Here is an 11,082-nt window from a genome sequence, read left to right as displayed (position 1 = left end):
GCAGTCTCGGGTGTCTGCCCCGGCTTTATCGGCAACCGGATGCTCAGCCCGCGTCAGGAACAGGCCAATGCAATGCTGATGGAGGGGGCCAATTACTGGGAAGTCGACGATGTTCTGCTCGAGTTTGGCTTTCCGATGGGACCATTCCAGATGTCCGATCTGGCCGGTATCGATATCGGTTGGCATCGTGACCCGGCACGCATCGAAACCATGCGCGACGCGCTTTGTGCCGTCGGTCGCTGGGGCCAGAAAGTCGGCAAGGGATTTTATGACTATGATCAGGCGCGTCAACGCACGCCCTCTGATGAAGTCAAACAGATCATTGCCGAATTCGCAGCCAAGGCGGGCAAGGACCAACGCGACATTTCCAAGGACGAGATACGCGAGCGGCTGCTTTATCCGATGGTCAATGAAGGGGCCAAAATCCTCGAAGAAGGCATGGCACAGCGCGCCAGCGATATCGATGTCGTCTGGATCAACGGCTATGGCTGGCCGCTGTATACCGGCGGGCCGATGTTTTGGGCCGACACGGTCGGTCTCGACAAGGTCGTTGCCGGACTGGAGCAGCACAATCTGCCGGTCGCCGATATGCTCCGGAACAAGGCGAGCAAAGGCGAAAAATTCAACGGATAGGTTTATGTTTATCGATTAGGAGAGAATGATTTGGCAACTCAAGCAATAGATCCGCTGGAAAAGTGGACGCCGCCTGCCGGATGGCCCCTGCGATCGCGCGAAGAAGTGAAAGCGTTATTATGTGCACCGGGCCAGCCATTCGAAATGGAAATGGTCGATATCGACGGCGTTGCGACCCGCGTCTGGAAAAACGCCCATCCCAGTCTCGCGGCGCTTGCCGAACATGCCCGGGGCCATGGTGACAGCGAATTTCTGATTTTCGAAGATGAGCGCGTCACCTATGCCAACTGGTATCGTGCTGTCGCCGCTCTGGCGGTGGAGCTTCAGAAAATCGGCGTGTCCAAGGGAGACCGGGTCTCGCTGGCGATGCGCAACCTGCCCGAATGGCCAGTGGTTTTCTTTGCTGCAGCGTCGATCGGTGCCATCGTTGTCCCGCTCAACGCGTGGTGGACCGATCAAGAGCTGGTTTTCGGACTGGAAAACTCACAGACTAGCGTCTTGCTCTGCGACGCCGAAAGATGGGATCGTATCTCTCCCCATCTGGCCGACCTGCCCGAGCTCGAACATATCATCGTCGCACGCAGCCAAAGCGCATTGGCCGCTCCCGCCCGAACGCTGGAAGCGATTATCGGTCGGCCCAATGATTACGGTGACCTTCCGGACCGGAACCTGCCCTCCGTGGCCGTTGCACCGGATGACCCGGCCACGATTTTCTATACCAGCGGCACGACCGGACAACCCAAAGGCGCGCTCGGCAGTCATCGCAACCTGACCACCAATGCCCTTTCGGTCGGCTATTCCGGAGCGGCTGCGGCGTTGCGCCGGGGAAATGAACTGCCCGCACCGACGGTCCGGGTCGGCTTGACGGTCGTCCCCATGTTTCATTGTACCGCCTGTTCGGCAATCATGATGCCCACCATTCATGGCGGGCACAAGATGATCTACCTGCATAAATGGGACACATTGCAGGCGATGGAAATCATCGAGCGGGAAAAGGTCAATGCAACCGGCGGTGTGCCGTTTATCGCATGGCAATTGATCGAACATCCGGAACGCAAAAATTATGACCTTAGTTCGATCGATTCGATCAGCTACGGCGGGGCGCCTTCTGCACCGGAACTGGCCCGCAAAATATATGAAGTCTTTGGCGCGCTGCCCGGCAATGGCTGGGGCATGACCGAAACAACCGCAACGGTTACCACCCATAGCGCGGAGGATTATCTCAATCGGCCGACCAGTTGTGGTCCGCCCGTCGCCGCTGCCGACCTGAAGGTCATGAGCGAGGATGGAAGCCAGGAAATGCCGATCGGCGAGATCGGTGAACTTTGGGCGCGTGGCCCGATGATTGTGAAGGGCTATTGGAGACGTCCCGAAGCAACTGCCGAAACTTTTGTCGATGGCTGGGTCCGTACCGGAGATCTGGCCCGACTGGACGATGAAGGATTTTGCTATATTGTCGACCGAGCAAAAGACATGATCATCCGCGGCGGGGAGAATATCTACTCGTCCGAGGTCGAGAATGTCCTTTATGATCACCCTGCCGTTATGGATGCCGCGCTGATCGGTATCGACCACAAGATGTTGGGTGAAGAACCGGCTGCGATTGTGCAACTGGTTCCCGGACAAACCGCCAGTGAAGCGGAATTGCAGATGTGGGTGCGCGAACGGCTTGCAAGTTTCAAAGTGCCGGTAAAAATATTGTTCAGAACCGACAGCCTGCCGCGCAACGCGAACGGCAAGATCTTGAAGAAGGACCTGAAATCGCTTTTCTGACGTTCAAACGGCTTTAGGGGCTAGGCGGATCATACCTTCTTGCACAGCGGTCGCTACCAAAAGCCCGTCCTCTGTGTACAGTGAACCGCGATTGAGGCCGCGTGCATGACCGGTCCAGTCGCTGTCCATCACATAGCAGATCCACTGATCGACCCTGAAATCGCCATGGAACCACATGGCATGGTCGAGGCTGGTCGAGAACAGGCCCGGCGTCGTCCAGTGCAGTCCGTGCGGGATCATCGAGGTCGAGAGCAGTCCCATATCGGAGGCGAAGGCCAGCGTTGCCCGGTGCGTCAGCGGATCATCCGGCAGGGGTGCTACGGTCTTGAACCACTGATATTGGCGCGCAGTCCGAGACTTGCCGCCGGGACGAGAAACGCGCACATCAAAGGGCCGCGGCAAGCTTGCTCGTTCGAGATAATCATCCGATATCTGCGGGTTCCGGGCGATTTGTTCGATCGCGCTCATGCATTGTTCGGGTGGCAGAACATCCGGCAGCGCTATTTGATGGTTGAGCCCTTCTGCGGGTGTTTGAAAGGAGGCCGTCAGATTGAAGATGACCTTGTCATCCTGCCGGACAACAACCCTGCGGTTGGAAATGCTGCGTCCGTCAAAGTCTCGATGAACCTGAAAGTGCAACGGTTTTGTCTCGTCGCCCGCCCTCAAGAAATAGGAATGCAGCGAATGAATCCGCTTTTCATCATCGACTGTGCGATCCGCGGCAACAATCGCCTGGGCAATCACCTGACCGCCAAAAATCCGTTCACGCGTGGTTGAATTGAGCGCGGGAAATATAAACTCGTCATCTGTTTCTGCCGTCAAATCAAAGGTGCGGAGCAATCCGGCGATGAGCTTCTCCGCAGGCACGGAAGCGCGATGGGCCAAAGCGTCCGACAGCCGGCGTTCGACTTGTTCGTCTGTTAATTTTTCCAAAACTGCTTCTATTCCTTAATATGCGCCCAGTTGTGAATAGAACGAGCGTTCAGGGATATATCTCGAATAGGCCGGCACCACCCTGCCCGCCGCCGATACACATGGTCACAACGCCCCATTTGGCACCGCGACGGCGGCCTTCCTGCAGTAAATGTCCTGCACAGCGCGCACCGGTCATGCCGAACGGGTGACCGATCGAGATCGAGCCGCCATTGACATTATATTTGGCCGGATCGATGCCCAGACGATCACGGCTGTAAAGACACTGGCTGGCAAAGGCTTCGTTCAGTTCCCAGATATCGATATCGTCGACGGTCAGGCCCTGTCGCTCGAGCAATTTGGGAACGGCAAACACCGGACCAATCCCCATTTCATCCGGCTCGCATCCGGCCACAGCCCAGGATACAAAACGCCCCAGTGGTTCCAGTCCGCGGCGTTCCGCCTCTTTCACCTCCATCAACAGGACCGCGGCGGCGCCGTCCGACAACTGGCTGGCGTTTCCGGCGGTGATATATTTGTCTGGTCCCATGATCGGCGGCAATTTGGCCAGGCCTTCCAATGTCGTCGTCGGGCGATTGCACTCGTCGCGGTCGACCGTGTAGTCGACGATGCTCTCTTCCTTGGTTTCTCGATCGACCATTTTCATCTTGGTCTGCATCGGCACGATTTCATCGGCAAAAAGCCCTGCTTCCTGGGCTGCCGCCATCCGTTGCTGCGATTGCAGGGAATATTCGTCCTGATATTCGCGGCTGATATTGTAACGCTCGGCGACAATATCGGCGGTCTCGATCATCGGCATGAAGATCGCCGGGGCAATTTTCAATATTTCCTGGTCAATGCTGCCTTCCGGTGCCCGGGGCCCTTGCATCGAAATGCTTTCAACCCCGCCAGCGACAACGCAATCCGCGCCATCGCCGCGAATATGATTTGCCGCCATCGCAATGGCCTGCATGCCGGACGAACAGAAGCGATTGATGGTTGCACCGGCCGTCGTTTTGGGAAGGCCGGCGAGAAGCGCGGCATTGCGCCCGATGTTGGGAGCCGCATGCGCCACATTACCCAGCAGGCAATCATCGACAAAATCACCGTCAACGCCGGATTTGGCAACCGCGTGCTTGATCGCATGAGCCGCCATCGTCATTGGTGGTGTGATGTTGAAACCACCACGGCCAGCTTTGGCAAGACCGGTGCGGGCGTAGGATACGATGACAGCTTCGCGCATGTTGCATTCTCCTTTGATGTTCAAAGCGAAAGCCTTGACTGAATCACATTTGAATATGTCGGCCTAGATTCATTTGGAATCTTGTCAAGATATCCGCAATGAACAAATATCTGGGCACGAAGTCCCGAATCGATTCACATCGCCTGTGCCTTGCAGGCTCCGCGAGACCAGTGCATCAATCCATATGCCATCTTGAACACCATCTCGTCTTGAGACAGGCTTTCCAGCTGCATGTTAAAGAAAGCCAGGGTTGGTTCGATTTTTATGCTGCCGCCATCGATGGCATAGGTGCCCGGCTTCTCGATCTCGGTTGATGGATTGTTCTGGTATAACAATGTTCCGTCTTGCGCGAAAATATAGCTGAGCATTTCATCGCTCCGCTCGTCACCGATAAGGCTGTGAGTATAACACCATTGGCCTTCGAGATAGGCCGGAGTCAGGCCGGCAACTTGCGCCGTGGAAGTCTCTTCGCCGTTCTCGGCAGATGTCGCCCCCTGCTCTTCTGATTGACCACAAGCCGAAAGGAGCAGGGGAAGGATAAGCGCTGCACGAAATTTCATAACTGATTCCTAACGAAATAACAGAAGGATAGCTGATTGGATATTTTGAAGGACCAATGTGTCTGCATCGTCCTTTTACAATCGAAATCAGCCCTAATTTCCGGACGCATTTTCGACGCTAACCACCAGCTCGCGTTTAACGCCATCATCCCGGACATCGATCACGACAGTCCCGTGACCGTTTCCGCGAAAAATCATCATGCCCGGCTTCGGTTTTTCCACGGGGGGCAGTTCATATCCGGCCGCAACCATGCGGTCTTCGTAAGTGGCCAATAATTCTGCGGCGGTCATCTGCGTAATACCGCGCAAGACGTATGTTTCGGCCATCGGATTTATTCTCTGGCTCTGCTTGGGCTCGAAATCGGCGGGGAGCCAGATATCTTCGGGCATCCACTCCATATCCTTGGGCAGAAAATCCGGTGTCGATTCGATCTCGCTGATCTCCACCGGACCTTTGACGACGGCCTCAGATTGCTGCTTATCATCTGAACATGCCGTCACCAGCAATATCGGCGTCACTATCTTCAAAATTACGGTGCATTTTTTCATCTTATTTTCCCTGTTTCGCTAATCCGAAATCCGATGACTCCGGAGAGTGGCATCAAAACCGTTTCGCGGCCCTGTCGAACCGACTAGTTGAACTGGTAGCTGCCCGAATGGCTGCCGTAGGACAACGTGCTGACTCCGTTGCGCTTGCTTCCGGTATAAGAAGATTGTCCGGGTAGCATCTGGATTGAAACCTGCCCTCCGGAACGGCCAATCTTCCCAGCATGCAGGGCTGCTTTGCAGATGAACGAGTCATCGGTGTAAATGCCAGATCCCCATATTGGCGAGTTGACCGAGAAATTTGCCGGACAGGTGCAGCTCAGGGTCTTGCCGGTCCCGCGCCATTTGGTCGCGCCCTTGCATTCACCGATATTTTCGCCAGCAATCTTGGCGACAGGCCGTACTGGATCGCGTGAATCAACGCCGCCCGAACTCGCGACAGATGCTTTAACAAAGCTGTAACTGGCGGTATATGCCCCGTAACTGCGCGTCGACACGCCATTGCGCACCGTGCCGGCATAATTATTCTGGCCGGGCAGCATTTGTATCGTCACCCGCCCGCCGCTGCGATCAATAACCGAAGCGTGGAGCGCAGTGGAGCAGATATAAGAGTCGGCAGTGTAGATGTCGGTTCCCCACAGCGAAGTCGAGATATCGAAACCTGCCGGACAAGTACAGGTCAGCAGCTTGTCCGTTTTGGCCCAGCTGGTCGGAGCAGCACAGACCCCGATATCCTGTGCTTTTTGAGTCGGGGTCGGCGGACTGGCCGGTGCGGCCAGAGCGGGAGACGCCAGAGCAGCCGAAACGAATATTATCGCGGAGAAAATCGATCTGAAAATTGGCATTTGCATTCGGAGTTTCCTTCATCGTTAAATCTAGAAGAGACGGCAAGTTGATCCTCAATATGGCCCAACATCAACAATCCCCTCGGGGACCCCTCACTCTCCGGATCTTGCGATAGCTTCCAAAGCATCAAGATCGATCTGATCCAGCACCGCGCGCAGGTCCGCTATGGAATTGGCATAGCCATCGGCCTGGACGTTGAAACGGTCACCCACGATCATCCCGTAGCGGCCGTCCTTGCTGGCGCTGTCATAGCGGATTGTCGTGAGGCGGCCGTCGATTTTACCCATTTTTTCGATCACGGTTCCGTTCTGGCTTTCTGATTCCATATTCATTGCATTGCCCAGTGCAGCGAGGCTTCCTGCAACACCCAGGTCGGTAATGATCAGATCGATGCTCTTATCACCATCGCCATAACTGGCTGAGGCGCTGGACGCTCCGACGCCGCCGACCGACGATCCGCTAGAACGTGAATTGGTCTGGACCATCCCGCCCGGCAGCGCGGCCGGTAGCATTGCGGCGAGACGTTTCGATGGCAGTGTGGTGGCCTTCCCGCTCTGCGCCCGTTCATTGGCCGCAGCCATTTTTTTGCTGGCTTCTTCCAGCTTGCCCAGATCGAGCGATCCGACACCGGGCACATTGACGCTACCGGACAAGCTTCCGTCGGAAGCGTCCGGTACCGAACTGGTCATCAGCATCAGCGGGGCCAGAACCACGCTGAAGATCATTCCCGCAATCGCGCCGACAACAACGATCGCCACGGTGTAGATGACGGCCTTGTCTTCCGGTGCCTTCATCAGGACCGGAATGCCGACATAGAGAAGATATAATCCATATAATCCGAGAATGGTGAGCATTCCGAGGCCGGGCACCAGCTGGAAGATCCCGGCGATCCACGCCGCGGTCGCGCTATAAGCGGCCAACTTGAAGGCGTTGTTCCGGTTCGCGGTACCGCCGAAACGGGGTGCCAGAAAGTCGATCACCAATGCCATCAGAAAAACGCCGATCAGGGTGAATATATAACTGACCACAGCAGATGACAGGGCTGAAAGGAAAGACGGCCGGTGGGTGATCCCGAAGAAGCTGTTCCCGAACACAACAGCGTGAATGAACCCGGCAACGGGCCCGATCGCCGCCAACGGAATGATATAGGATTTATAGACAGATGCGATGCCTGCTGTTTCGCCTTCGATGACCGGCCATTCTTGACGAGGTTGCAATATTATAGCCTTGGCCCGCTGCAACAATGGTGCTCCGACATGTTCTTCGTTCATATAACCACCTCAAAATTTACATGGTTACGACCCAAGGCGTAGATGATCGGAAAATACGAAAAAGTAAATGCAATTATTTCCGTGTCTTATTCGGGCAAATAGATCCTATTCGCAATTTTGGCTTTCTTGCAAAAAGCGGGAGTAAGTAGAATTCCTGATATGAGAGAGCGGTGCTTACGAATATTTCCTTGTGCGATAAGGCGCAGGGTTAGGTTGGGGTAGCCGGACTTTATCCTGCTCCGGTTCGAGAAAATGAATCAATTGCACCAAAGGAATATAAATGAGTCACGTATTGCATGATCTCCATACCGAGTTTCCGAACGACGGCGATATTCTCCACCAACTGAAGCTGTCAGACGGGCATTTCCGGACAGTTTCAGATCGCTATCACGACATAAACAAAGAAATTCACCGCATTGAAGCTGAGGTTGAGGCGGCTTCTGACGAGCGGAGCGAAGAGTTGAAAAAGCAGCGGCTGAAGCATTTGGACGAAGTCGCGACCATGATTGCCAAAGCCAAAGCGGCGTGAATGCGAGATGGCCAAGGTAGCATCGAAAAGCGCTACCATTTGCCATTAAAACTAAAAATGGCTTCGATATCTCTTGAGGGACACGGCGCTCGCCGCGTTAACTCTCCGTTGGCAGCAATGTTAGATTTTTTGACCGCCTGGTTCTGGTACGTACATCAGTTGGTGCGCGTGGCTGGAGTCAGGCGAACCTATTTTACCGATTCAGTTCGCTGTATGTTTCACATTATCGCTATGTGTTTCCTGGTCCAGTCCCTGGCAGGCTGCGCCTCATTCCCCGTGCCACAAACACTGGCGTCATCATCGCCGGTCTTCGATCCGCTGATATTCTTCTCTGGCCGGACAGAAGGCCGCGGGAATTTGAAAAAGATTCTATCGTCACCGATACCCGTCATCGTCCATGGCCACGGGATAATGGACGATGGCGGAGCTCTCGTCTTGAACCAAGAGGTGCTGGAAGGTCAAAAGCCACCCCGCAAACGCAGCTGGCGTATTCACCGGTTGGGAGACCATTCATATGGTGGATCGTTGAGCGACGCCAGCGGTCCGGTTAAAATCTCGGTTGAGGGAAACCGGATGCACATATCCTTCACGATGGATGGAGGCTTTCCGGTTGATCAGTATATTTTTCTTGCTGCCGACGGACAGTCGGCAAAGAACATCATGCTGGTCAGAAAACTGGGTATCAGGGTTGCTGTGCTGGATGAGGAGATCGTAAAAATCTCTCGATAGTTTGATACCGATCGCACTTCTGGAGGGCAAGGATGCCCGATAGCATCAACTTGGCAACCCCCGGAATCTCACGCGATCGCAGACACCAACCAGACTTTCCCCTGCATCATAACGCCCTTGCCCGGAACATAATGCCGAGCAAAAAGATCGGTCAGTTCCTGGCGGGCGGCTTTCATTACGGCATCGCCCTTGTCACTCAACAACCGGCCAGTCGCCATTGCGGCTGACGCAAATTCGGCGGCTTTTTCGGGTGTCGCGCCAACACCGCCGACGGGTTGCAGGCCTTCATAGGCGACAACGTCGACCTCGGTGAATCCGCCGCCACTCAATATCTCGCCCAGATACTCAAGATCTTCAAAAGCAAATGGTCCCGGCGCGCGGGGTATTGCTGGAGGAACCTCGACGTGATTTCTGACAACGCCCATCATCTCCATCATCCACAGATTATCTCGCGGCGGTCCCCATATCGCCAGATCAATGCGCCCGCCCTTGCGCAGAAGTCCGTGCAGATTTTGAAAGGCGGCAAAGGGGTCCTCGAAAAACATGCTGCCGAAACGGGAGAACAGGCGGTCATAGGGCGCGTCCGGCAACGTAACAGTGGATGCATCAGCGCAGGTAAATTCAATATTCGTCGCACCAGCCTCTGCCGCGCGCGCTTGTGCCGCTGCAGTGAGGTCAGGCGAAATGTCGACACCCATGACCTTGCCGACAGGCCTCACCATCCCGGCAATAGCAATCGTCGTGGCACCGCCGCCGCAACCCAGATCGATCACATTGTCTCCGGGCTGAAAATCGGCGCGCGCCAGCAAGGCGTCGCCAATAGGAGCGATCATTTGCTCGAACGAGGAGAGGTTGGTGAGCCATTTCAAGCCCATTTCACCCGCCCAGTCTTCCGGCTTCACCGCTTCGGGCTGCAGATCTTCATTACTCATGGACGATGTTCCTATCCTATAGAATTTTAGCGAAGCCCGCCGCTCCGGCGCCGGTCAGAGGTTTTTCCGCTGGCAGGCCGCGCGAAGCCGCCGCCTCCATCACCCGTTGCGGATCGGGCTTGTCGATCAACAAGGCCTCCATCGTTTGAACGCAGAGACGGGAGGCATCATCAGCGAGACCATACCAGATTTGTTTCCCCTCACGGCGTGTTTTGACGATCTCCGAACGCCTGAGTGTAGCAAGCTGCTGACTGAGCGCCGGTTGACCGATGCCCGTCGCAGCATCGATTTCGCTGACCGTGTTCTCGCCGCGCAACAGATAGGACAGGATCATCAACCGCTGCGGCTGGGCAAAGACTTTCAGCTTTTCCGTTGCGGCGTCCGCGTGGTCGCGACTTTCAAAAATTGCGGTCATGGCGCTTTTACCGAATGGCAGAACCAGTCTTCCTCACGGCTGATGTGATTTGCCGAAAGCAAAGGAATCTCGAGAACATCTTCCCCGGGTTGCCACCCTTCCGGTGTCAGCACATTCCCGTCGTCTGCCATTTGTAGCGCAGCGAGCATGCGGAGCATCTCCTTGACCGAGCGTCCGACATTGGGCGGATAGCATGTTGTCGCCCGGACAATGCCCTGGGGATCGATAAAGTAACTGGTCCGCATCGCTGCAGAATCCAAGGCATTTTCATCAATCATGCCAAAAGCGCGACCGACGGCCATGCTGGGGTCTTCAACGATGGGAAAGCCTATTTTGACGCCAAACCGATCCTCGATGGCGCGCACCCAGGCGAGATGGGCGTAAAGGCTGTCCACGGACAGACCGAGCAAAGAGCAATCCAGCGCCTCGAACTGCTCCTGATGGCGCGCAAGAGCGACAAATTCGGTCGTGCATACCGGTGTGAAATCGGCCGGATGCGAAAAAAAGATCAGCCACCGTCCACGATAATCGGACAGCTTGACCGGTCCATGGGTTGTGCGCGCTTCAAAATCCGGTGCCACGTCGCCAATATGCAATGCGCAAGGCTTCAACTTGAGTTCGTCTGTCATGGACTCGGCCGCTCCTGAGAATTGCTGTTGTTGGCATATTGACGGGACATATATAATCGATTAC

At 55.4% G+C, this 11,082-nt stretch carries 13 protein-coding genes; 4 read left to right on the top strand and 9 right to left on the bottom strand.

Annotation, left to right across the window (positions count from 1 at the left end):
- On the top strand, positions 1 to 633 hold a 633-nt coding region (locus WBM93_RS04370; protein WP_424428660.1), incomplete at its 5' end, for a 3-hydroxyacyl-CoA dehydrogenase family protein.
- A gap of 30 nt (positions 634 to 663) precedes the next feature.
- Positions 664 to 2,406 (top strand): class I adenylate-forming enzyme family protein, encoded by a 1,743-nt coding sequence (locus WBM93_RS04365; protein WP_424428657.1) that lies wholly within the window; start codon positions 664 to 666, stop codon positions 2,404 to 2,406.
- A 3-nt stretch (positions 2,407 to 2,409) separates the two neighbouring features.
- Here WBM93_RS04365 and WBM93_RS04360 read toward each other — a convergent pair whose 3' ends face one another.
- From WBM93_RS04360 to WBM93_RS04335, 6 genes are all read right to left on the bottom strand, one after another.
- Positions 2,410 to 3,339 (bottom strand): acyl-CoA thioesterase, encoded by a 930-nt coding sequence (locus WBM93_RS04360; protein ID WP_424428655.1) that lies wholly within the window; start codon positions 3,337 to 3,339, stop codon positions 2,410 to 2,412.
- A 49-nt stretch (positions 3,340 to 3,388) separates the two neighbouring features.
- Positions 3,389 to 4,561: a thiolase family protein gene (locus WBM93_RS04355; RefSeq protein WP_424428652.1), complete on the bottom strand. Its 1,173-nt coding sequence runs from the start codon at positions 4,559 to 4,561 to the stop codon at positions 3,389 to 3,391.
- A 134-nt stretch (positions 4,562 to 4,695) separates the two neighbouring features.
- Entirely contained in the window at positions 4,696 to 5,121 is a 426-nt protein-coding gene (locus tag WBM93_RS04350; protein WP_424428650.1) for a hypothetical protein, read from the bottom strand.
- A 93-nt stretch (positions 5,122 to 5,214) separates the two neighbouring features.
- Positions 5,215 to 5,670, bottom strand: coding sequence for a hypothetical protein (locus tag WBM93_RS04345; RefSeq protein WP_424428647.1), 456 nt, complete (start codon positions 5,668 to 5,670; stop codon positions 5,215 to 5,217).
- 83 nt (positions 5,671 to 5,753) lie between these two features.
- Positions 5,754 to 6,518 carry an LCCL domain-containing protein gene (locus WBM93_RS04340; RefSeq protein ID WP_424428644.1) on the bottom strand — a complete coding sequence of 255 codons (765 nt, stop codon included), beginning with the start codon at positions 6,516 to 6,518 and terminating at the stop codon, positions 5,754 to 5,756.
- An 87-nt stretch (positions 6,519 to 6,605) separates the two neighbouring features.
- Positions 6,606 to 7,784, bottom strand: coding sequence for a Yip1 family protein (locus tag WBM93_RS04335; protein WP_424428641.1), 1,179 nt, complete (start codon positions 7,782 to 7,784; stop codon positions 6,606 to 6,608).
- A 280-nt stretch (positions 7,785 to 8,064) separates the two neighbouring features.
- Here WBM93_RS04335 and WBM93_RS04330 point away from each other — a divergent pair, with 280 nt between their 5' ends.
- On the top strand, positions 8,065 to 8,313 hold the full coding sequence (locus tag WBM93_RS04330) for a YdcH family protein (protein WP_424428638.1): 249 nt from the start codon (positions 8,065 to 8,067) through the stop codon (positions 8,311 to 8,313).
- Positions 8,314 to 9,042 (top strand): DUF3833 family protein, encoded by a 729-nt coding sequence (locus WBM93_RS04325; protein WP_424428635.1) that lies wholly within the window; start codon positions 8,314 to 8,316, stop codon positions 9,040 to 9,042.
- Between the two features lie 68 nt (positions 9,043 to 9,110).
- Here the strand turns inward: WBM93_RS04325 and WBM93_RS04320 are convergent, their stop codons facing one another.
- The 3 genes from WBM93_RS04320 to WBM93_RS04310 are packed head-to-tail and all read right to left on the bottom strand — an operon-like array spanning position 9,111 to position 11,018.
- Positions 9,111 to 9,974 carry a class I SAM-dependent methyltransferase gene (locus WBM93_RS04320; protein WP_424428633.1) on the bottom strand — a complete coding sequence of 288 codons (864 nt, stop codon included), beginning with the start codon at positions 9,972 to 9,974 and terminating at the stop codon, positions 9,111 to 9,113.
- Positions 9,975 to 9,990: 16 nt separating this feature from the next.
- On the bottom strand, positions 9,991 to 10,389 hold the full coding sequence (locus WBM93_RS04315; protein WP_424428630.1) for an ArsR/SmtB family transcription factor: 399 nt from the start codon (positions 10,387 to 10,389) through the stop codon (positions 9,991 to 9,993).
- Entirely contained in the window at positions 10,386 to 11,018 is a 633-nt protein-coding gene (locus tag WBM93_RS04310) for a peroxiredoxin (protein ID WP_424428627.1), read from the bottom strand. The genes WBM93_RS04315 and WBM93_RS04310 overlap by 4 nt, the downstream gene beginning before the upstream one ends.
- Positions 11,019 to 11,082 lie beyond the last annotated feature (64 nt).

The sequence above is a fragment of the Parasphingorhabdus sp. genome, from assembly GCF_049667325.1.
Lineage (GTDB): Bacteria > Pseudomonadota > Alphaproteobacteria > Sphingomonadales > Sphingomonadaceae > Parasphingorhabdus.
This window is presented reverse-complemented; position numbering and strand designations above follow the sequence as displayed.

Coding starts and splice junctions, on each gene's coding strand:
- WBM93_RS04335 (WP_424428641.1), bottom strand. CDS start 7,784: ATGAACGAAGAACATGTCGGAGCACCATTGTTGCAGCGGGCCAAGGCT.
- WBM93_RS04310 (WP_424428627.1), bottom strand. CDS start 11,018: ATGACAGACGAACTCAAGTTGAAGCCTTGCGCATTGCATATTGGCGAC.
- WBM93_RS04350 (WP_424428650.1), bottom strand. CDS start 5,121: ATGAAATTTCGTGCAGCGCTTATCCTTCCCCTGCTCCTTTCGGCTTGT.
- WBM93_RS04320 (WP_424428633.1), bottom strand. CDS start 9,974: ATGAGTAATGAAGATCTGCAGCCCGAAGCGGTGAAGCCGGAAGACTGG.
- WBM93_RS04345 (WP_424428647.1), bottom strand. CDS start 5,670: ATGAAAAAATGCACCGTAATTTTGAAGATAGTGACGCCGATATTGCTG.
- WBM93_RS04340 (WP_424428644.1), bottom strand. CDS start 6,518: ATGCAAATGCCAATTTTCAGATCGATTTTCTCCGCGATAATATTCGTT.
- WBM93_RS04325 (WP_424428635.1), top strand. CDS start 8,314: ATGCGAGATGGCCAAGGTAGCATCGAAAAGCGCTACCATTTGCCATTA.
- WBM93_RS04315 (WP_424428630.1), bottom strand. CDS start 10,389: ATGACCGCAATTTTTGAAAGTCGCGACCACGCGGACGCCGCAACGGAA.
- WBM93_RS04330 (WP_424428638.1), top strand. CDS start 8,065: ATGAGTCACGTATTGCATGATCTCCATACCGAGTTTCCGAACGACGGC.
- WBM93_RS04355 (WP_424428652.1), bottom strand. CDS start 4,561: ATGCGCGAAGCTGTCATCGTATCCTACGCCCGCACCGGTCTTGCCAAA.